12 protein-coding genes are annotated in these 21,218 nt (G+C 71.1%); 1 reads left to right on the top strand and 11 read right to left on the bottom strand.

What is annotated here, in order from left to right:
• Positions 1–504: 504 nt before the first annotated feature.
• Positions 505–1,179 carry a 4'-phosphopantetheinyl transferase family protein gene (locus tag ACZ6NC_RS31835; RefSeq protein ID WP_465737320.1) on the top strand — a complete coding sequence of 225 codons (675 nt, stop codon included), beginning with the start codon at positions 505–507 and terminating at the stop codon, positions 1,177–1,179.
• Between the two features lie 90 nt (positions 1,180–1,269).
• Here the strand turns inward: ACZ6NC_RS31835 and ACZ6NC_RS31830 are convergent, their stop codons facing one another.
• From ACZ6NC_RS31830 to ACZ6NC_RS31780, 11 genes are all read right to left on the bottom strand, one after another.
• A complete protein-coding gene (locus ACZ6NC_RS31830; RefSeq protein WP_465737319.1) occupies positions 1,270–2,568 on the bottom strand; it encodes an acyltransferase family protein in 1,299 nt (432 codons plus the stop codon).
• 69 nt (positions 2,569–2,637) lie between these two features.
• Positions 2,638–3,546: an SDR family NAD(P)-dependent oxidoreductase gene (locus ACZ6NC_RS31825; RefSeq protein WP_465737318.1), complete on the bottom strand. Its 909-nt coding sequence runs from the start codon at positions 3,544–3,546 to the stop codon at positions 2,638–2,640.
• A gap of 49 nt (positions 3,547–3,595) precedes the next feature.
• The gene (locus tag ACZ6NC_RS31820; protein WP_465737317.1) at positions 3,596–4,561 is read right to left on the bottom strand and encodes an acyltransferase domain-containing protein; all 966 of its coding nucleotides are present in this window, start codon (positions 4,559–4,561) and stop codon (positions 3,596–3,598) included.
• A gap of 64 nt (positions 4,562–4,625) precedes the next feature.
• A complete protein-coding gene (locus ACZ6NC_RS31815) occupies positions 4,626–5,882 on the bottom strand; it encodes a beta-ketoacyl synthase N-terminal-like domain-containing protein (RefSeq protein ID WP_465737316.1) in 1,257 nt (418 codons plus the stop codon).
• Positions 5,863–6,108: an acyl carrier protein gene (locus ACZ6NC_RS31810; RefSeq protein WP_396323109.1), complete on the bottom strand. Its 246-nt coding sequence runs from the start codon at positions 6,106–6,108 to the stop codon at positions 5,863–5,865. The genes ACZ6NC_RS31815 and ACZ6NC_RS31810 overlap by 20 nt, the downstream gene beginning before the upstream one ends.
• A gap of 14 nt (positions 6,109–6,122) precedes the next feature.
• Positions 6,123–6,866 carry a polyketide synthase gene (locus tag ACZ6NC_RS31805; RefSeq protein ID WP_465737315.1) on the bottom strand — a complete coding sequence of 248 codons (744 nt, stop codon included), beginning with the start codon at positions 6,864–6,866 and terminating at the stop codon, positions 6,123–6,125.
• Positions 6,867–6,868: 2 nt separating this feature from the next.
• On the bottom strand, positions 6,869–7,651 hold the full coding sequence (locus ACZ6NC_RS31800) for an enoyl-CoA hydratase/isomerase (protein WP_465737314.1): 783 nt from the start codon (positions 7,649–7,651) through the stop codon (positions 6,869–6,871).
• Positions 7,639–8,898: a hydroxymethylglutaryl-CoA synthase family protein gene (locus tag ACZ6NC_RS31795; protein WP_465737313.1), complete on the bottom strand. Its 1,260-nt coding sequence runs from the start codon at positions 8,896–8,898 to the stop codon at positions 7,639–7,641. Before ACZ6NC_RS31795 ends, ACZ6NC_RS31800 begins: the two co-directional genes overlap by 13 nt.
• Before the next feature lie 48 nt (positions 8,899–8,946).
• Positions 8,947–10,047 (bottom strand): ACP S-malonyltransferase, encoded by a 1,101-nt coding sequence (gene fabD, locus ACZ6NC_RS31790; protein ID WP_465737312.1) that lies wholly within the window; start codon positions 10,045–10,047, stop codon positions 8,947–8,949.
• 351 nt (positions 10,048–10,398) lie between these two features.
• A complete protein-coding gene (locus ACZ6NC_RS31785) occupies positions 10,399–11,745 on the bottom strand; it encodes a PfaD family polyunsaturated fatty acid/polyketide biosynthesis protein (RefSeq protein ID WP_465737311.1) in 1,347 nt (448 codons plus the stop codon).
• Between the two features lie 110 nt (positions 11,746–11,855).
• Positions 11,856–21,218 (bottom strand): SDR family NAD(P)-dependent oxidoreductase, encoded by a 9,363-nt coding sequence (locus ACZ6NC_RS31780; RefSeq protein WP_465737310.1) that lies wholly within the window; start codon positions 21,216–21,218, stop codon positions 11,856–11,858.

The following is a 21,218-nucleotide window of genomic DNA, read 5'->3' as shown; positions in this document are numbered from 1 at the left end:
CCGGCCCCCATTTGTTCCGTCGACCAACCCCACCCCTTTTCCTCTTTCCGATCGGGCCACACCGCCGGACAAGGAGGGGGGGGCGCCCCCGTTGGGCCCCCCCCCTTCCCCATCCCGCCAGCAAGCGGCCGGTCGTGGAACTCGGCGACCAAGCCCTTGTTCGCCAGCTCCGGAAGAACGCATAGACGCGGCCGCAGTTCGGGAACGGCAGCCGCCAGTGACGACCACGACGCCATTCCGAGCCAACTCCCTTATGAATAAGTCGATGACGAGCCGGACGATCTCCGTCTCACCCCGCACACACACCTGCCGGACAGTGTCCGCAGCGTGCTGCTCGATGCCGGCGGCCAGCTCGCGCAGGGCGCGCGGAGTGAACGCCCCCGCGACGATCCGGCGCCGCCGACATCCGTGCCGCCGGGAGAGCCGGGGGTTGACGCCGCTCGGCGGCGGGCGGAAGACTCCGTGGCGGGTGCGTCCGTGACAAGAGGAGACCGCGGAACCGTCGTGATCGAGGAATTGATACCCCCGCCCGCCGGTACCGCGCACGCGTTCACCGACCACGAGGCGGCCGTCGCCGCGCTGTACCCGCAGGAGGCCGCCGCCGTCGCGCTCGCCGTGCCGAAGCGGCGGCGGGAGTACGCCACCGTCCGGATGTGCGCGCGGCGGGCGCTGAACGGGGTGGGGGTGCCGGCGGCACCGCTGGTGGCGGGTCGGCGGGGGGCGCCGCAGTGGCCGGCGGGTGTCGTCGGCAGCATGACCCACTGTGCCGGGTACCGGGCCGCCGCCGTGGGCCGCTCCTCGGACTATCTGGGGCTGGGCATCGATGCCGAGCCCAACGAGCCGCTGCCGGACGACCTGCTGGAGTTCGTCTCGCTGCCCGCGGAACGCGCCCGGCTGCGCGAGTTGGCGGCCGCCGCGCCGGAAGTCTGCTGGGACCGGCTGCTGTTCAGTGCCAAGGAGGCGGTGTTCAAGACCTGGTACCCGCTGGCGGCGCGCGAACTCGACTTCTCGGAGGCGGAGTTGGGATTCGATCCGGACGCGGGTACGTTCTCGGCGCGACTGCTCGTCCCGGGGGTGAGCGCCGGGGGCAGGCACCTGGACGGGTTCGACGGCCGGTGGCTCTGCCGTGACGGCCTCGTCGTCACCGCGATCGCGCTGGAGCGGCCCGCCGGGCACTGACGGCTCCGGCCACTGACGGCTCCGGGCCACTGCCCGTCGGCAGCGGCCCGGAGGATCGGCCAGCAGGGTAGCCGGAGACCGGCCCGGGGATCAGCCCTGGGAACGGGCCGGGTCGGCGGGCAGGGTCCGCGGGTAGCGCCGGCCGTTGAGCATCTTGCCGATCCAGGTCGAGCGGACCAGGTAGTGGTAGCTCAGGAAGAGGATCGGCACCGCGACGGCCAGGATGAACGGGTACTTGAGCGCCCAGTGCACCGGCCAGTGCCGCACCACGATCTGAAGGCCCATCACCAGCGGCATGTGGATGATGTAGATCCAGTACGACGCGTCCGCGATGTAGCGCCGGACCGGGCTGAATCCCGCGAAGAAGTGCAGCGCGGCACCGACGAGCCCGAGCGTCCAGAGCCAGCCCGCCAGCCCGTAGCCCAGCGCGCAGAGCAGCTTGGTGGTGCCGGTGAGCGGCTCCAGTTCGAGGTGGCCGTCAACGGTGACCAGCGAGGACTGCGGGTCGAAGCCGCCGAGGGCGGCCGTGGCGATGGTCACGACGGCGGCGGCGACGACGTACGCGACCCAGCGGCGGCGCCACGACTGGAGGATGCCGGGGTTCTTCTGCAGGTACCAGCCGAACGAGAACGCGACCGCGTAGCCGACGGTGGTCGGCAGCTGCGGCACCAGGTCGGTGTTGGGCGTGGGGAGGCCCTCCCACAGGTGCCACTGGTCGAAGAAGTACAGGCACGCCGCGACGGGCAGCGCCAGCACGACGGGTTCGAGGCCGCGGGCGCAGACCCGGCCGACGGCCCGCTCCAGGGCGTTGCCGCCCTCCGACGCGGACGCGCCGCCCTTGCGGAACAGGCCGAGCAGCTTGTGCCCGACGAGCACCGCCACGTAGAGCCAGTACAGCACCCAGAGGAACCAGAGGTGCGCCAGCGGGATGGGCACGATCGCCCGGGTCGGGACCAGGCTGGTCACCGGGTCCTTGATCCCGAGCACCACGCCGATCAGGATCACGTTCATCGGCAGCACCAGCAGGGTGCCGAAGAGCAGCGGCAGCAGGATGCGCTTGCTGCGCTCCTTGAAGAAGCCGCGCGCCTTCAGCCGCCGGTACTGCATCCGGCCGAAGAAGCCGGCCAGCAGGAAGAAGACCGGCATCCGGAACAGGTGGATGACGAAGTAGGCGAAGGCGAGCGGCGAACTCGGGGAGTTGTCGACGATCGGCCAGCCGGTGTACGTGAACCCGGGGATGAAGGCGAGCGTCGCGTGCAGCAGCACACCGAGCAGCAGCGCGAAGCCGCGGAGCGCGTCCAGGCCGTGGTACCGCTCGGAGGGCGCTTTCGGAGGAGCCGCGGCCTGCTCGGGGATGACCACCGACGGGCTACTACTCTTTTGTTTCATGATTTCCTCGCGGAAGAATCGGTCGCGTCGGACAGTGGAAAGGCGGTACGTGCCGAACAGATCCCGGCGTTACTTTTCCGGCGCGGCCGATGCGGCGCTCTCCTCGCGGCGCGGGCCGCCGGAGGCGGTGCTCCGCCCGAGGTCCTTGAAGTTCTTCGTCGCGATGTTGAGGCAGAACGAAGGCGAAATGCGGAAGAGCCACCAGAACAGCTTCCAGAATCCGGGGACGATGATGACGCCCTGGTTCTTGGCGACCGCGTCGAGCGCCTTCTTGGCGAACTCCTCGGGGGAGATGGGCTTCTTCTCCTCCCACATCTCCTTGGTCTGCTCGCCGGTCACGCCCTCGACCTCGCGGCCGTAGGCGCCGCCCTCGATGAACGGGGTCCGGATGACGCCCGGGCAGAGCACGCTGACCCGCACACCGAGCTGCGCGGCCTCGGCGCGCAGGTTGTGCGAGAGGCCGACGACGGCGTGCTTGGTGGTCACGTAGGACGTGGTGCCGGGGCTCGGGACCAGGCCCGCCATGGAGGCGGTGTTCACGATGTGGCCGAAGCCCTGGTCGATCATCACGTTGTACGCGGCCTGGACACCGTTGACGGTGCCGCCGAGGTTGACGTCGATGACGCGACGCCAGTCCTCGATCCGGTAGTGCCGGGCGCCCGCGCCCATGCCGTGGCTGATGCCGGCGTTGTTGAACAGGTAGTCCAGGCGCCCGGTCCGCGCAACCGTGTCCTTGACCAGCTGGGCGAACTCGGCGTGGTCGGTCACGTCCAGCCGGGCCGCGGTGGCCTTCCCGCCGGCGGCCCTGATCCCGGCGGCCGTCTCCTCGGCCTGCTCCAGCTGGAGGTCGGCAAGGACCACCTCGCAGCCGCGGGCCGCGAGGTCCTCCGCCAGTGCGCGGCCGATGCCCGACGCGCCGCCCGTGATGATCGCGGTGGCGTCCTTGTAGATTCTGATTGCGCTGCTCTGCGCTGCCATGACCGGGTTTCCCTCCAGGACTCCGATGATCGGCCTCGGTCCGAGGCCGTCAGCCTCTTGTCGAGGCCGTCTGCTCCTGAAAATCGCTCATCGATTTCAGGTTGTTTCCGAAACGGTTGATGGTGCTGGTCTGAACAGAGCCGCTGCCCGGCGGAAGGAGGTACTTCACAAAGGTCGCGAGCGTGGCGCTGGGGCCGAGGTCGATGAAGGTCGCATCGGTCTCGGCGGTCATTTTCCGGATGGTCCGCGAGAACTCCACCGGATTTCTCATGGCGGCCCAGATCCCGTCGGCCGTCACGGCGTCGACCGGGCCGGCCGCCGTGGAGGAGACGATCGGGATCTGCGGCGGCGCGAAGTCCAGGCCGCCGAGGAGGCTGCGGACCTCCGCCTCGACGGGGTCGATGAGCTCCGTGTGCACGCCCCAGTTCACGGGCAGCCGCTCGCAGAGCACGCCCTCGCGTTTGAGGGCGGCCTGGAGTCCGTCGATCTGCGCGGCGTGCCCGCTGACGACGAAGTTGCCGTCGAAGTTGCGGCCCGTCACCCAGCTGCCGGCGAACAGGGCGGCGTGGGTGTGCAGGAGTTCGGGCGGGCCGACGATCGCCAGCATGCCGGCGCGCGGGGTCCGCTCGGCGAGCAGGTGTGCGAAGTCCACCGCGAAGGAGATGCCGAGCTCCAGCGGGAAGACCTCCGCGACCACGGCTGCGGTGATCTCCCCGAGGCTGTAGCCGAGCAGGTGGTCCGCCCGGTAGCCGAGCTCCTGGACGACTCGCGTGAGGCTGTACTCGACGCAGAGCAGCGCGGCGTTGGAGTCCGCGAGCGAGTCGAAGGGGTCGCTCTTCTGCCGGCCCGGGTCGAAGACGGTGTCCAGCAGCGACTTGCCGAGGATCGGCGAGGCGATCTCGTCGCAGTGGTCCAGCCAGAGCCGGTAGCGCGGGTGCTGCTCGTACAGTTCGCGGGTCATGTGGAAGTACTGGGAGCCCTGGCCCGAGTACATGAACACAGTGGGTTTGGTCATCGCCGGTGCTTCCAAGGGGTGTCGGTCGTGGGCGGGGCTGCGGCGTTCCGGTGCGCCGCGGCGATCAGCATTTCTGCAGGCAGATCGCCGAACTGATCCCGCCGAAGCCCATGCTGAGGCTGACGGCCGTCTCGAACGACCAGGGTTCCGCCTGCTCGCGCACCCAGTGGAACGACGGGTCCACCGGGTCGGCCAGGTTGCGGGTGGGGTGCAGCTTCTGCTCGCGCATCTGCAGGAGCGTGGCGACGACCTCCACGGCGCCGGCCGCGCTCAGCCCGTGCCCGGTGATCGACTTGGTGGCGTTGATCCGTGCCCCGGTGAGGCCGCACTCGCGCAGCGCCCGCAGCTCGGTGTCGTCCCCGGTGGGCGATCCGGTGCCGTGCGGGTTGACGTAGTCGACCGCGGACGCTGGGAGGCCGGCCTCCGCCAACGCCGCCCGGACGACGCCGACTTCGCCGTCGAACGAGGGGTTGGGGTTGCGGTTGCCGTCCATCGCGGTGGCGCCGCCGAGGAACCGCGCGTACGGCGCGGGGTGCCGGCGGGCACCCTCCCGCTCGATCACGACCGCCCCGCAGGCCTCGCCGAAGACGAAGCCGTCCCGGCCCCGGTCGAACGGGCGGCAGGCGGCGGCCGGGTCGTCGGCCCAGCGGCTCGACCCCATGGCGCCCATCGCCCGGAACGCCAGGCACTCCCAGTACGAGAGGTCCATGAGCGCGCCCATGGCGATGCAGACGTCGACCTGGCCCGACTGCACGGCCCGGACCGCCTGGAGGACGGCGAGCAGGCCGCTGGCCGAGGCCCCGCCCAGCGTCTGGGCGAAGCCCCGGATCGGGTAGGCCTCGGTGCAGAACCCGCACAGGTCGGTGTCCATGAAGGCCATGCCGTACGTGGGGCGCAGGAACTCGGGGCGGTCCGCGTGGCGGGCGTGCAGCTGCGTCAGCTCCCGCTGCTGGACGTTGGAGCCCCCGATCACCAGGCCGATGCGGCTCGGGTCGGCGTCGTCCAGCCCCGCCTCCTGCCAGGCCTCGTCCAGGGTGGCGAGGGCCACCTGCGAGGAGAGCGAGGCCGTCCGCAGCACCCGCGCCGGGATGGCCGCGGGCGTGGTCAGCGTGGCGATCTCGGCGCCCAGGAAGGCCGGTCCGGCGCCGTCCCGGCCTTCCTGGGCAGGCGGCACCTGCCGGCCGGGACGGCGCATCGCGGCGAACGCGTGGCGGCCGCCGAGGAGTGCGGCGACAAAGTCGTCCTTGCCCTGGCCCACCGCACTGGTGACGCCGAGGCCGGTGACGACGATATCGCGCGTGTCAGGAGTTCGACTTGCCATGGATGAGCCCCGCCAGGTCACCGATGTTCTTCGCGTTGGCGAGCTCCGACAGCGGGATGCTGACCTCCAGCGATTCGAGCGTCATCATGATGATCTCGGCCCGGTCGATGGAGTTGGCGCCGAGGTCCTTCAGCGAGTCCGCCGGGTCGAAGGTGTGCTCCTCCAGCTCCGGGATGACCTCGCGGGTGTGCTCGACGATCAGGTTGAAGACGTCCTGGTTCGACATGGTTGTCGGCTCTCCTAGTACTGGGAGGTGATGAGGTCGCGGACCTCGGGCTGGTGGAAGGTCTTGTCGTGCATGGCCACCTCGCGCTCGATGTAGCGCGGAAGCTCCGCGCGCAGCTCGGCCACCAGGTGGTCCTTGAGCGTGATCAGCGAGAGCCTCGGCTTCTCGGCCAGTGTCTGCGCCAACTCGACGGCGTAGGGCAGCACTTCGGCGCGCGGGAGGACGGGGAAGGGAATCCCCCGCTCCTTGAGGTCGCGGCCGTAGTAGGTCTTCGCGGAGAGCAGCATCTCCTCGCCGAGGCTGAAGCCGAGCTTCTTGGGGAGGATCAGCGTCGCCCCCATGCCCGGCGTGAAGCCGTACCGCATGAAGTTGGTGGTGTAGATGCTCTCCTGACTGAGGATCACGAAGTCGGAGAAGAGCCCCATCGCGAAGCCTCCGCCGATGCCGTGGCCCTGCATCGCGGAGATGACGGGTACGGGGCAGTCCAGCGCCAGGCCGTAGATGTCGGAATCGGTGAAGCTGATCTGCCGGTCCTGGATCTGCAGCAGGCTCTCCTTCCGGCCGCCGCTGGCGAAGTAGGTGCCGTAGCCGGTGAGGATGACCGCCTTGCACTGCTCGTCGGCCCGGACCTTCGCGAAGGCGTCGCTCAGGCCGATGATGAGCTGGTCGGAGAAGGTGTTCTTGTGCTCCTTGTCCTGCATGGTGATCTGGACCACGGAGGGTCCGAGCTGGGTGTAGTCGACGGCTGCGCCCGGCATGCCTACTCCCCTTCCCAGGGAAACTTCCCTGTGTTCACGTAGCGCGCGATCTTCTGCAGGTTCTCCTGGTCGGAGAACACCTCCCGGTTGGCCTCGACGGCCTTCTCCCGGGAGGGGAGCAGGATGTCGTCGAGGTTGCGCAGGTACTTCTTGTAGCGGGTGACGCCGGTCTTGGGCAGGTAGCGCAGCCGCAGGATGTGCTTGCGCAGCAGGTTGCCGCTGTTCTCCTCGCTGGCGTCCACCAGCTGCCAGTCCACCGCCTGCCGGGCGGTGAACGGCTGGGTGGTCAGCGTGATGTAGTTGGCCTTGGCCGGGCCGACCTTCCTGATCAGGAAGGGCAGGACGCAGGCCGGCATCAGCCCGAAGAGCAGCTCCGAGAGGCTGAACACGGACCTGTCCTCGCACACGACGATGTCGCAGGCGGCCACGAAGCCCAGGCCGCCGGCGTTGACCTTGCCGCGGACGTGCGCGATGGAGACGAACGAGCCGAGGGCCAGCGAGAGCCAGAGGTCGTAGAGGGCCTCGGCGTGCGACTTCTCGTGGCCGCCGGCCTCCTGGGAGCCCAGCTCCCGGAAGTCGGCGCCCCAGCAGAACACCTCGGGCAGGCCTTCCAGGACGAGGACCTTGGCGTGCTCCTCGCAGTGGCGCACCACGGCGGTGCACTCCTCGACCAGCCGGCGGTTGATCGCGTTGTCGGCGTCGGGCCGGTGGAGCTGGAGGAAGCAGATCTCGTCCTGGAACCTGACCTTGACGGTCTCGAACTCCGCGGTGTTCAGGAGAGCCACTCGTACTCCCGGTGGAACTCGTTGATCCGCTTGAGGAAGAGGAGTTCCTTGCCGAGCGTCTTCCGGGCCTCGGGCACGATGTCGGTGTCGAGGACGGCGTTGCGGGTCCCGAACTTCACGGCGTGGTTGGTCCGGAGCAGCATGTCGTACTCGGGCATGCTCAGCTCGTAGCGCTTGTCCAGGTGCTTCTCGATGTCGAAGCGGCGCACGTGGTCCTGGCTCTCCTGGCGGACGACGCCGCTGAAGAACTCCGAGCAGCAGCCGGAGCCGTAGGAGAAGACGCCGACGCGCTGGGGGCTGGAGAGGTCCGCGTTGTCGATGGTGCTGGCGAGCGAGAGCATCGTGGTCGCACCCATCACGTTGCCGACGCGCTGGCAGTACGTCAGGCCCGGGTGCATCCGGCGCTGGAAGTCCTCCTCGATCGCCGCCGGGCGCGCCTTGACGAACTTGCGCATCAGGTTGCGGTGCGCGCCCTTGATCATCCCGCCGAAGGGGGTGTGGAACGCCAGGTAGCCGAAGCTGTTCACGAAGTCGACGTCGCCGACGCGCCGCTGGTACTCCAGGAAGGCGTTCTCGCAGCAGTCGAGGTAGGACAGGAGCGACAGCTCCGCGTTGCCCGCCTCGCTGTCGGCGAGCGGACGGCAGGTGTCCATCACCTCGTGGCCGTAGTAGCCGCTGGCGCCGACGTCGATCTGGAAGACGTTCGGGATGTCGCTGATGAGCATCGCCACGGCGCCGGCGCCGCCGCTCGGCTCGGCGAAGGACCAGTCCTCGGACAGCGCGTCGCCGCCCTCGGCCACCATGAAGCGCGTGATGTCGGTGGCGATGACCAGGGCCTTCGCGCCCGGGGAGGTCTGCGCGAGGATGAAGTTGGCCGCCATCTGCAGGGCCGCCACGCCCGAGTAGCAGGCGTTCTTGATCTCGAAGAGGCGACAGTTGCGGTTGAGCCCGAGCAGGCTGTGGAAGTACGTGCTCATGGACTTGCCGAAGTCGAAGGCCGACTCGGTCGCGGTGATGACGAGTTCGATGCGGTCCCGCTCCTCGGGGGACATCGCGTCGATGATGGGCTTGGCCGCGTTGACACCGAACGTCACCGGGTCCTCGTACGGCAGCGCGACGGTCTTCTCCTTCATGAGGAGGTTGTCGAACCTCGCGGTGTCGAGTCCGCGGTGGATCGCCAGCTTCTCCACGTTGACCTGGCAGGTGCCGGCGAAGACGTTCATCGCTTCGATTCCGACGGTCGTCATCTTTTCTCTCCCTGGGGCTTGCTGGTCGGCTCGGGCCGGTTCGCTGCGCTAGTGGATGGGCTCGATTTCGGTGAGATCGAAGTAGCCCCGGTAGCCGTTCATGTAGACGGCCGGCCGGTGACCGAAGAGGACGGTCGCCTCGGTCGCGGTCCGGAGGTCTCCGTAGTCGCCGGTGGTGGACTTCACGATCGTCCCGACCGGGTGCGCCTCGTTCCACCGCCGGACCAGTTCCGCCGCCGTCGGGCGCGGCTTCCTCGCCGCCGGGACCGGCTCGGCGGCGGGCGCCGGGTGCCTGGCCGGGTTCGGGATCTCGCGGCGGATCTTCTTCACCAGCTTGGTGAGGACGTCGCCGTGCCCGATCTCCTCGAACTCCATTCCCTCGTAACCGAGGAGGTGTTCCACGGTGTCGGTCCACCGCACCGAGCTGACGATCTGCTTCGCCAGGTTCTCCTTGACGAGGTCGTTCTCGTACGGCCTTCCGGTGACGTTCGAGATGACCGGAATCCGGAGCTCGGAGAAGGGGATGCCGGCGAGGAATTCCGCGAACTCGGCCCGGGCCGGCTCCATGTAGCGGGAGTGGAAGGCGCCGCTGGTGTTCAGCGCGACAAAGAGGTGATTGCCCGTCTGGAAGTGCGGCTGCGCGGCCTTGATGTCCTCGACCAGGCCCGAAATCACGATCTGGGAAGGCGTGTTGTAGTTCGCCAGGTCGACGGAGTTGAGGCCGTTCTGCTCCAGGACGGTTCTGATCTCCTTCTCCGAGGCGTTCAGGACGGCCGCCATGCCGCCGCCCGTGGCCTGGGCCATCAGCTCGCCGCGCTTCTTCACCAGCCGCAGGCCGGTCTCGAAGTCGAAGCACTCGGCGGCCAGCAGGGCGTTGAACTCGCCGAGGCTGTGACCGGCCACGAAGTCCGGGACCAGGCCGGTCTCCCGGAGCTTGCGGTAGTAGGAGAGGGCGTTGACCACGTAGAGCGCGGGCTGGGTGTACTCGGTCTGCTTGAGCAGGCCTTCGGGGTCCTCCAGGCAGAGGGCCTTGACCGAGTAGCCCAGGATCGAGTCGGCGGCCCGGGTGAGGTCCTCGAACTCGTCGAACAGCGCGCCGCCCATTCCCTTCCGCTGCGATCCCTGGCCGGGGAAGACGTACGTCCGCATGGAGAACCCTTTCTCGTCTTTCGGTGTGTTGGCGATGCTTGCTCGACCGCTCGACTGCTCGTGCTGCGATGAATGTGGTGCGGCCGGGGCGCCGAGCGCAGCTGCCCCCTTACCGGCCCGTCCCGGAAATGCCCGCGGCTCTGCGTGGCTCTCGCCGGCCGGCACCTCGTCCCGCCCCGCTCGACCTCGTACCACCGGTCGGCGGTTGACGTGACATCAGCCTTTGTGGCCCCCCCTTGGTCACCGACCGTGACGGATAATCAGATCATAGTGCCTGGCTGCACGGGGTGACCAGTGTGACAATCCCCATCGACCGTCGCGCGGGTGCCGCCGCGTCCACCGCCCCGGCTCTCAGGCCAGGGCGCGCAGACGCTCCGTCAGAATCACGGCGGCTTCCCGCATGAGCTCGGCCGCCATCCGGTCCACGTGCCGGTTGCGCCAACTCTCCTGCGGCGTCCCCTTCGCCCACTGGTTGAAGGAGCCCAGCGACGGGCCGGTGTGCACCTGGACGTTGGCCGGGTCGAGCTCCGGGTCCGAGAAGGACAGCCGGCTGGTGTAGCCGTAGTACCAGCGGAAGATCAGCGCCATCTTCCGCTTCGGGCTGCGCTCGGCGCGCCCGATCTCCGCCACCCGGCCCGTCCGCTCCAGATGCTCCCTGGTCTCCCGCCAGACCTCGTCCACGCTCCGCTTGAAGTACGTGTCCTGGATCTGCCGCCGGGTGCCCTCCGGAATCGCGTCCCAGGAGTCGTAGGCCTTGTAGAGCGCGAAGAGCTTGTTGGCCCGGGCGGGAAAGAGCACGCCCTTCCTCAACACCTGGACCAGCGCGCCGATCTCGAACATGTCACCGGCCGGACAGTAGTCGGTGTCCTGGACGTCGATTCCCTGCAACCGGTCCTTCACCGCGTCGGTGATCCCGGCCTCCACCGTGCACTGGTTGATCGAACCGGTCATCACGAAGTCCGCACCCATCGTGAAGGCCGCGGCGACCGCCTGCGGGGTGCCGATCCCGCCCGCCGCCCCGAGACGGATCGCCTCGGCGTAGCCGTACTCCCGCGTCAGGTCGCGGCGCAGGCCCTGCATCGACGGCAGCAGCACGGTCGGCACGCCACGGTCGGTGTGGCCGCCCGAGTCCGCCTCGATGCAGAGGTCCTGGGCCACCGGGATGCCCCGGGCCAGCTCGGCCTGCCCGGCGGTGACCCGGCCCTCGGCCAGCAGCTGCGCGACGATCTCCGCGGGCGCGGGCCGCATGAACTCCCGGGCCACCTCCGGCCGGGAGACCTTCGCCAGGATCCGGTTGCCGCGCACGACGGTGCCGTCGGGCGCCCGGCGCAGCCCGCGCAGGTGGTACAGGACCAGGGCCGGCGTCATCTTGACGAAGGCCGAGGCCTCGACGAAGCGCACGTCCTCGCCGAGCAGCAGCTCGACGTTGGCCGTCTCGCGCGCCGGGTCCTGCAGGTTGCAGAGCAGGTTGACGCCGAACGGCCGGCCGGGCGCCAGCTCCCGGCGGATGTGGGCGATGTCGCCCCGCACCCGGTCGGGGCTCAGGCCCGCCGCACCGAGGAATCCCATGAAGCCGCCGCGCCCCATGGCGACCACCAGCTCCTTCGAGGCGATGCCCCGGTACATCGACCCCGACAGATAGGCGTAGTCCACGCCGAAGTCCCTGCGGAAGGACTCGCTCCCGAGTCTCCGCGCCATCCTGTCCATGCAGCCCCCTGCTCGACGGCCGGGAGCCGGCCGCCCCCCGCTTCCGGGAGGCGGCCGCCCCGCCCACTGTTCCTGTCCTTCCTACGGGCACCGCGCCCTGGTCACTTCTTGCCGCGCGCCCCCCGCCTGCGCCGGCCGACCCACGTCTTCGCGGCCGCGATCCGCTTCTCCTCCCGGCTGCCGGAGTAGAACAGCTCGCAGAAGGAACGGATGGCAGAGAGCGACTTCGGGTCGCTGAGGATCACGAAGTGGTTCGAGGAGTCCACGTCGGTCTGGTGGAAGTTCGGCAGCTGCTTCTGCCACTCGTCCCAGTAGTTCACCTGGTCCAGCGCCGTGCCGTCCTCCTGGGTGGAGAAGACGGCTTCGAGCTCCCCGTAGAAGAGGCCGCTCTTGTTGCGGAAGTAGAAGCAGGTGACGGACTCCGGCCGGGCGAGCGGCCGGACGTCGTACTCCAGGACCCCGTAGGCCTCCTGGACCCGGACGTTCTGCTCCACGAGTGCGCGCAGCGCCTGCGCGGAGCCGCCCAGGCCGCGCTCCTGCGCGACGGCGATCAGCCCGTCCAGCAGCTCGTCGTCGCCCTGGCTCCAGTCCACCTCGGCGGCGGCGATGAACGCCTCCGCGAACCGCTCCGGCGAGGGCCGGACGGCCGCGAACAGCAGGGCGTTGACCTGCTGGAGCACCATGTCCTTGCGTGACATGGTCATCTCCTTGACCCTGTCACCGTACATCGCGTCGACCATGACGACGGTCTCCACCGTCTCGCCCTGCTCCTGCAGTTGACGGGTGACCTCGTACGCCAGCAGGCCGCCGAGCGAGTAGCCGCCCAGATCGTACGGCCCCTCGGGCTGGACGGTGCGGATGATGTGCGCGTAGTGGGCGGCCATCGCCGTGATGCCGTTCAGCGGAGCGGCGTCGGACATCCAGCCGCGTGCCTGGATGCCGTAGAAGGGCCGCCCGAAGCTGTCGGCGATCGCGCCGTAGACCTCAAGACCGCCGAGCCCGCCGTGGAACCAGAAGACCGGCCGGCCCTCGGTGCCCGCGTTGAGGCGGATCACCTCGGGGAACCGCGCCTGGGCCGGCCCGCCCGCGACGGCCGTGGTGACGGGCGGGGTGGCGGAGCCGAAGCGGCGCACCAGGTCCCGGGTGGACCGGCAGTCGGCGAGGGCCTGGAGGTCGGCCGCGGGGTCGACCTCCGTCTGGACGCCCTTCACCAGCTGCATCGCCAGGATCGAGCTGAACCCGAGGTCCTGGAGCGGGGCGTCCAGGTCGAGCGCGTCCACCGGAACGCCCAGCAGGTCGGCGACGAGGGCCGCGATCCGCTCCGCGGCACCGGTCTGCGCCGGGGCGGCCTCGCTGCTCCCGGGCAGGGCCGCCGGGGCCACGGGGGCCGGCGGCTGCCCCTGGGGCACCCAGTGCCGCTTCCGGTCGAACGGGTAGGTCGGCAGCGTCCGCAGCATCCGCGGTGCCCGGCCCTCGCGCGGGACGGCGTCCCAGGGCACGCTCCCGCCCCGGGCCCAGAACAGGGCCACGTTCTCGGGCCGGTTCTCCGCGAGCAGCTCGCGGACCACCGCGTCCCCGACCCGCCCGCTCAGCAGGGCGCCGAGGTCCGAGTCGTCACGCCGGGCGTCGCCGGTGAAGAGCGGCACCGGGGCCTGCCCGGCGGTGCCGTCCAGGTAGTGGCCGAGGCCCGCGAGGAGCTCGCGGGTGCTGCCCGCCACCAGGGCCAGGCGGGAGTCCATGGCCTCGCGCCCGCTCTGCAGCGTGTGGGCGAGGTCCGCGAGGGAGAGCTCCGGCTGCGTGGTCACGAACTCCAGCAGGCGCCCGGCGACGGCCTTCAGCCGGTCCTCGTTGCGCGCGGAGAGGACCACGACCTGCGGTGTCCCGTCGTCCCCGTACTCCTCGGCAGCGCGCTGCCCGGGGATGTACTCCTCGACGACCAGGTGGGCGTTGGACCCTCCGGCGCCGACGGCGCTGATGGTCGCGCGCCTCGGGTACTCGCGCTCCTGCCCGTCGACGTCCACCACCGGCCGGTGCCAGGGCTGTGCCTCCTGCGGGAGGTAGAACGCCGTCCCGTCCAGGGCCACCCCGGGGTTGAGCCCGCCCTGCCCGTCGAGCCCGCCCTGCCCGACGAACGGGACGAGCCGGCGGTGCTTGAGTTGGAGGGCGACCTTGCTGAGCTGGGCGATGCCCGAGGCCGCCTCGGCGTTGCCGAAGGTGGACTTGACCGTGCCCAGGGCGCAGAACCCCTCGTCCCGCGTGTGCTTGCCGAACACCTTGCGCAGCGCCGCGAACTCGATGGCGTCACCCAGCTGGGAGCCGTTCGCCGACGCCTCGACGTAGCCGACCGTGCGCGGGTGGATGCCGGCCCGCTTGAGGTTCTCCTCGATCAGCTCCGCCTGCCGGTCGGGGCTGGGCACCATCGGGCCGTTGGTCCGGCCCTTGTGGTTGGTGGCGCTGGACCGGATGACGGCGAGGATCTCGTCCCCGTCGGCGACGGCCCGGGAGAGCGGCTTCAGCAGGACGGCGCCGACGCCCTCGGCGGGCAGGAAGCCGTCCCCGTCGAGGAAGGCCCGGCTGTCCGGGCTGCTGCCGGTGAGGCCGGTCAGGCTCAGCCCGAGGAACTTCTTCGGGTGCAGGGTGAGGTTGACGCCGCCGGCGATCATCATCTCGCAGTTGCCCCGGCGCAGTTCCTCGCAGGCCATGTGGATGGCGACCAGCGAGGAGGAGCACGTCGTGTCGACCGCGAGGCTCGGCCCCTGGAGGTCGAAGAAGTGCGACACCCGGTTGGCGATGGCGCTGTAGGACATCACCGAGGTGATCGACTCGTGGACGAGGTCGGAGGAGAGCAGCTGGTACTGCTGGTACATCGCGCCGACGTAGACCCCGACCCGGCTCCCGTACGCGGTGCGCAGGCGGTCCCGGGTGTAGCCGGAGCCCTCCAGGAGGTTCCAGACGCACTCCAGGAAGAGGCGCGTCTGCGGGTCCGTGATCGCCGCCTCGCGGGGCGAGACGTTGAAGAACAGCGAGTCGAAGTCGGCGACGCCGTCGATGAACCCGCCCCACTTGGTGGGGGTCCGGCCGGGCCGGTTCTGCTCCGGGTCGTAGTAGAGGCTGTGGTCCCAGCGGTCCTCGGGGACCTCGGTGACGCAGTCGCGGCCGGCGAGCAGGTTCTCCCAGAGCTCGTCGAGGTCCTTCGCGCCGGGGTAGCGGCCGGCGAGGCCGACGACCGCGACGGCGTCCTCCTGCGGCTCGGACCGCCGCTGCGGCGCGGCCGCTACGGGATCGCGCAGCACCGGCGCCGTGGGCGCCACAGGTGCGGCCGCCATGGGCGCGGCGGGCACGACGGGCGCGGCGGGCACAACAGGCGTGACGGGCGCGGCGGGCTCCGACGACGAGGGGCGGAGGCCCAGCACCGACTCCAGCGCGCCCGCGTGAGCGCCGAGGAAGTAGCCGCTCAGGTCGTCGATGGTCTGGTGCTCGAAGAAGAGCGTCTTCGACAGCGAGCCGAAGTCGGCCTCCAGCCGGTTGGTGACGGCGAGCGCCAGCACCGAGTCGATGCCGAAGCGCTCGAACGGGGCGCCCGGGTCGATCCGGTGCGCCGGTACCCGGATCACCTCGGCGAGCGTGTTCCTGAGGTACGTGACCAGTTCGGCGCGCACGGCCTTCCGGCCGGCGCCGGCGGCGGGCCGGGCGGCCGGCTGTACGGCAGCCGGCTGTACGGCGGCCGGCTCGGGCCGCGAGGCCCGGTGCAGCACGGTCTCCCGGATCTTCCCGGCGTCGCCGGCGATCACCAGGACCTGCGTCCGCGGCGCGTCGAGCGCGGCGTACAGCGCCGCGAGCCCGGTGGCGGTCGGCATGGGCACCATGCCCAGCCGCTCGCGCATCACCGTCTCGGTGGCGCCGTCGACGCGCATCCCGCCCTCGGCCCACAGCGGCCAGTCGACGGAGACGGAGGCCCCGGAGCGCTGCCCGCGGGCCACCAGCTCCTGGCGGTGGTGCGTGTAGGCGTCCTGGAAGGCGTTGGCGGCGGCGTAGTCGGCCTGCCCGGCGTTGCCGAACACCCCGGCCGCGCCGGCGCAGACGACCAGGAAGTCCAGCGGGACGTCCTTGCTGGCCTCGTCCAGGTTGACCAGGCCCGCGACCTTCGGCGCGAGGACCTCGCGGCACTCCTCGGCGGTCTTGCGCCGCAGCAGGCCGTCCCGCAGGACGCCGGCGCTGTGGATGATGCCGTGCAGCGCGCCGTGCTCCCGCAGGATCCCGTCGACCAGCTCCCGCACCTCGGTCGCCCGGGCGACGTCCACCCGCTCGTAGCGGACGTCGGCCCCCTGCGCGCGCCACCCGTCCAGGACGGCCTGCTGCGCGGGGCGCAGCGGCGAACGGCCCGCCAGTACGAGGGTGATGTCGCGCACCCCGGTGGCCATGTCCTGGGCGAACAGGGTGGCGACGCCGCCGAGCCCGCCGGTGACGAGGTAGACCCCGCCGGTCCGCCAGGGCACCCGGGTCTCGGGGCGGTCGTCGCCCTCGGCCCAGGTCAGCGCCTCGGTGCGGCCGCCGCGGAAGCGCAGGCAGGCCTCGCCGGGGTGGCGGCGCCCGGCGGCGAGCCGGGAGACCAGCTGCCCGGCGGGCTCGGCCGGGTCGACCAGGACGGCCTGGGCCAGCAGCCGCGGGTCCTCCGCCTGGGCCGACTTCAGGAGGCCGAGCAGGCCCTGAACGGTCGCCAGGCCCTCCCGGTCGGGGACGACGAGCTGCATCAGCACCCGCTCCTGCGCCCGGTCGTCCAGGAGGTCCCGGACGTGGGCGAGGGCCTGCTCGGTGTACTCGGTGAACCGCTCAGCGATCCCCGCCGCGGCGGACGTCAGCGGCAGCACCCGCACCGCCGGGTCCTGCCCGGCCAGCGCGTCGGCGAGGGCGGGCAGGTCGGGCAGCAGCACGACGTGCTGCCTCGGCTCGATGGCCGCGGCGCCCGGCGCGGGCTCCCGCCAGGTGGGCAGGAAGGCGACCGACGACACCTCGGCGGCCCCTGCCGCGGGCGTCTCGGCGGCCGCGCCGACCTCGCCGTCCAGGACGCGGTAGGACATGCCCCTGATCCGGGCGCGCACCCCGCCCTGCTCGTCGCAGAGGTCGATGTCGAGCTTGAAGACCCTGCCGCCCCGCTCGACGCCCGCGCTGTAGCGGATCCAGGCCCACATGGCGTCGGTGCAGGAGCCGAGGACCTCCAGCTCGTCCAGGGCGAACGGCAGCGAGGGCTTCATGCCGGACACGTCGAGGGTGTCCGCGTCGCCGGCCGCCAGCCCCATGCCGAGCGAGGCCTGGAGCGTCGCGTCGAGGAGGGCGGGGTGCAGCACGTAGTCGTCCCGGGTGGCGCGTACCGAGGCGGGCAGCGTGAGCTGCACCAGGACCTGGTCGTGGCCGATGTGCAGCCGCTCGATGCCGCGGTGCGCGTCGCCGTAGCTGAAGCCGATGGCCTCGTACGCCGGGTAGAGCCGGTCGGCGCCGACCTCGGTCCGGCCGCAGGCGGCGCGGATGCCCGGGAGGTCGAGCACGGCCGGGGCGATGTCCTTGAGGACCACCTGCCCCTGGCTGTGCACCACCGGGGCGGCGCCGGGGGTGTCGCCGGCGCCGGAGATCTCGTACTCGGCCTCGTCGTGGCCCCTGGGCACCAGTGCGGTGGTGAGGGTGACGGGCTTCGCGCCGGCGGTCACCGGGCGCGCCCAGACGACGTTGCGCAGGGCGAGGCCGGGGCCGTCCTGGGCCGGTCCGCCGAGGGTGAGGGCGGCGGCGGCCCGGGCCATCTCCAGGCAGGCCACGCCGGGGAGGACCTTCCGGCCCTTCACCACGTGGTCCCGGAGGAAGAACTCCTCGCCGGTGAACTCCGACCGGTAGCGCCGGGAGCGGAAGTCCGAGGCCTCGGAGTGCAGCAGCGGGTGCGTACCCGTGCGGGTGGCGCCGTGCGAGCCGGCCGGGAGCGCCGGGCGCTGCTCCGCTGCCTGCGGCACCCAGTACCGCTCGCGGGCGAACGGGTAGGTCGGCAGCGGGACGCGGGTGTACTGCCCGTCGGCGAAGAGCGCGGCGTAGTCCAGGCCGTAGCCCTGGACGTAGAGGTCCGCGACGGTGGCGAGCAGCTCGGCGAGCGAGCCCGGGTCGGTGCCCGCCGCGGCCTGCCGGATGCACTCGTTGCCGAAGTTGCGCAGCGCGGCGCGCTCCTGGTGTCCCTGCGCGGGGACCTCTCCGACGCAGACGCGCGGGCTCTGCCCCTTGGCGGTCCACAGGCGCAGGCTCTGCACCAGCTCGGCCTGGTCGCGCACGACGCAGGCCAGCCGGTGCGGCAGGTGCTTGCGGCCGACGAGCAGGGTGAAGCCGATGTCGCCCGGGTCGAGGCCGGGCTGCTGCTCGCAGTGCGCGAGGAGCCGTTCGACCTGCTCCTCCAGCTGCTCGGCGGTGCCGGCGGAGAGGGTGACGAGGTGGGCGGAGGGCCCGCCGGTGCGGTGGGCCCGGTACGGGGCCTCCTCGATCACCAGGTGGGCGTTGGTCCCGCTGACGCCGAAGGAGCTGACGGCGGCGCGACGGGTGCCGTCTCCCCCGGCCTCCCAGGGGCGGTCCTCGGTGTTGACGTAGAACGGGCTGTCGGTGAAGTCGATGTGCGCGTTGCCCCGCTCGAAGTTGATCGAGGGCGGGATGCGCCGGTGCCGGAGCGACAGCAGCACCTTGATGACGCCGGCGACGCCTGCGGCGGTGATGGTGTGCCCGAGGTTGGACTTGATCGAGCCCAGCGCGCAGTAGTCCCGCTGCTGGGTGTAGCGGCGGAAGGCCCGCTTGAGCGCGTGGTACTCGATCGGGTCGCCGAGCTTGGTGCCGGTGCCGTGGGCCTCCATCAGCTGGATGTGCTCGGGGTTGATCCCGAACGCGTCGTAGACCGAAGTCTCCAGCCGTTCCTGGGACTTGGCGCTCGGAGCGGTGATCCCGTTCGACGCGCCGTCCTGGTTGATGCCGGAGCCGCTGATCACGCCGTGGATGTGGTCCCCGTCGGCGAGCGCGTCGCTCAGCCGCTTGAGGACGACGACGCCCGCGCCCTCGCCGGGGACGAAGCCGTCGGCCCGGTCGTCGAAGGTGTGGCAGCGGCCGCTCGCGGAGAGCATGCCGGCCTGGCCGGCGATCACCCAGAACTTGGGCGTGGTCTGGATGGCGACGCCGCCGGCGATGGCCATCTCGGTCTCGCCGCCCCACAGGCCCTGGCAGGCGAGGTGGATCGCCACCAGCGAGCTGGAGCAGGCCGTGTCGACGGAGATCGCCGGGCCCTGGAGGTCGAGGTAGTAGGAGATGCGCGCCGGCATCGCCGACAGCGCGTTGCCCCACATGGACTGCGGCGGCGCCTCGCCGCCGAAGAGCTGCGCGTAGCCGCTCTCCTGGCAGCCGACGTACACGCCGACCTGGCGGCCCTGGGTGCCGGAGCCGGCGTACCCGGCGTCCTCCAGCGCCTTCCACGACTCCTCCAGGAACACCCGCTGCTGGGGGTCCATGTAGGTCGCCTCGATGCCCGAGATGTTGAAGAACGTCGGGTCGAAGCGGTCGATGTCGTCGATGAAGCTGCCCTGGTCGCACGGCTGCGCGCCCTCGGGGTGGTAGCCCGACATGTCCCAGCGCGAGATCTTCTCGATCAGGTCGTGCCCCTGCGCCAGGTGGTCCCAGAGCTGCTCGACGCCAGGCGAGCCGCCGAACCGGCCGCTCATGCCGACGATGGCGATCGGCTCCTTGCGCAGCACGCCCGCCGGCTCGTGCGGTGCCCTCGCCGGGGCCTGCTGGGCCGCCGGCGCGGCGGCCTGCTGCGGGGCCGCCGTCTGCGCCGCCGGGAGCGGCGCGGGCTCGGTGGCCGGGGCCCGCAGCTCGGCGGGCAGCGAGGCGGTGGCCTCGGCCCGGTGGGCGCCGGCGATGTACCGGGCCAGCCGGTTCACCGAACCGTGGTCGAACAGGTCGGTGGTGGCCAGGTCGATGCCGATCTTCCGGTTGATCTCCTGGATCAGCTGCACGCCGATGATCGAGTCGATGCCGTAGTCCATGAAGGCGTCGTCCGCGGCGATCTGCGTCCGGTCGACCTTCAGGGAGAGCTTCAGCTGCTCGAAGATGACGTCCTTGACGTGCTGTTCCAGCATCTCGTCCGTGACCGACGGCGTCCGCGCCCCGGTCCGCGCGGGGCGGTGCCCCGGGGTCTCGGACCGGGCCGGCGTCTCCTGCGCGCCGACGGCCTGCGCGGGGGCCGCGCCCCCGGCGGCGGGGGCGCCCGCGAGCTCCTGCCGGATCAGCCCGTCGCTGTCTGCCGCGATCACCTGATGGCCCAGCTCGTGCAGCCGCTCCGCGGGGAACGACACCGCGCCGAAGCCCTCCTCGTCGAGCACCTCCTCCCAGGACTCGGGGGTCAGGCCCGGGCAGCCGGGGATGCGCAGCTCGGTGTCCTCGTACAGCCACCAGCCTTCGAGCAGACCGAACGTCAGGTGCGTGAAGAGCGAGTGCGCGGAGAGCTCGTTGGCGAGCAGGACGCCGTTCTCCTTCAGCGCCCCCTTGGCGTTGCGCAGCGTCCGGCGGATGTCCTTGGTGGCGTGCAGCACGTTGGTGGCGAGCACGATGTCGTAGGAGCCCGGCTCCACGTCCTGGCCGGCGAGCGGCTCCTCGACGTTGAAGATCCGGTAGTCCAGGTACGGGTACGTGGGCCCGTACTCCTTCTCCGCGTACATCAGGAAGGACTTGGACAGGTCGGTGTAGCAGTACGTCTCGACGTGGGCGGCGAAGGGTTCGAGCTTCTCGAAGACCTTCACGCTGCCGCCGCCGGTGCCCGCGCCGATCTCCAGGAGGCGGATCCGCGCCGACGGGTCGCTGCGCACGATCTCGCGCACGATGCCGGCCACCGCATCGGCCATGACGCCGTTGAAGGTGTCGGTGACGGGGTTGTTCTTGTAGATCCCCTCGACCAGCTCCATCGAGGAGTTGGGGAACATGACGTCGGTGGCGAGCACCTCGCCGGTCAGGATCCGCGGCAGGGCGCGCAGCATGGCGTCGAGGAGCAGGACCTGCGCGCGCAGGTCGGCGTTGCGCGACCACTGCGCGCTGCGCTCCTCCCACTCCGCCCAGACGTCGCGGCTGCTCACCGCGTGCACCGGGCGGGGGTGCGCGGCGTCGCCGTGCAGGTAGCCGCGGTCCAGCAGCTGGCGGACGGACTCGTCCAGCCAGCGCCGCAGCTCGTCGCCGAGCGGCAGGCGGGGAGCGGCGTCCGAGAACAGGCCCACGGCCTGCAGCTGGCTGAGGAGCAGCCGGCTCAGCAGGTCGTCGTCGACCAGGGCGTCCGCGTCGCGGTCGGTGCCGTCGACGGCCGGGGCCGCCGCGCCGTCCGCGATCTCCCGGCAGAGGCGGGCCAGGGGAACCCGTGTGCCCCTGCGGGCCGTGGTGATGGCTTCGCGCCGGATGATGTGCTGCAT

It is taken from the genome of Kitasatospora sp. NPDC041988 (assembly GCF_055588525.1).
The sequence above is the reverse complement of the archived record's forward strand: the minus strand, read 5'-3'. Positions and strand labels throughout refer to the sequence as shown.

Excerpts from the sequence above, each read along its gene's own strand:
- ACZ6NC_RS31820 (WP_465737317.1), bottom strand. The coding sequence starts at position 4,561 with ATGACCAAACCCACTGTGTTCATGTACTCGGGCCAGGGCTCCCAGTAC.
- ACZ6NC_RS31795 (WP_465737313.1), bottom strand. The coding sequence starts at position 8,898 with ATGACGACCGTCGGAATCGAAGCGATGAACGTCTTCGCCGGCACCTGC.
- ACZ6NC_RS31830 (WP_465737319.1), bottom strand. The coding sequence starts at position 2,568 with ATGAAACAAAAGAGTAGTAGCCCGTCGGTGGTCATCCCCGAGCAGGCC.
- ACZ6NC_RS31805 (WP_465737315.1), bottom strand. The coding sequence starts at position 6,866 with ATGCCGGGCGCAGCCGTCGACTACACCCAGCTCGGACCCTCCGTGGTC.
- ACZ6NC_RS31810 (WP_396323109.1), bottom strand. The coding sequence starts at position 6,108 with ATGTCGAACCAGGACGTCTTCAACCTGATCGTCGAGCACACCCGCGAG.
- ACZ6NC_RS31825 (WP_465737318.1), bottom strand. The coding sequence starts at position 3,546 with ATGGCAGCGCAGAGCAGCGCAATCAGAATCTACAAGGACGCCACCGCG.
- ACZ6NC_RS31815 (WP_465737316.1), bottom strand. The coding sequence starts at position 5,882 with ATGGCAAGTCGAACTCCTGACACGCGCGATATCGTCGTCACCGGCCTC.
- ACZ6NC_RS31785 (WP_465737311.1), bottom strand. The coding sequence starts at position 11,745 with ATGGCGCGGAGACTCGGGAGCGAGTCCTTCCGCAGGGACTTCGGCGTG.
- fabD (WP_465737312.1), bottom strand. The coding sequence starts at position 10,047 with ATGCGGACGTACGTCTTCCCCGGCCAGGGATCGCAGCGGAAGGGAATG.
- ACZ6NC_RS31780 (WP_465737310.1), bottom strand. The coding sequence starts at position 21,218 with ATGCAGCACATCATCCGGCGCGAAGCCATCACCACGGCCCGCAGGGGC.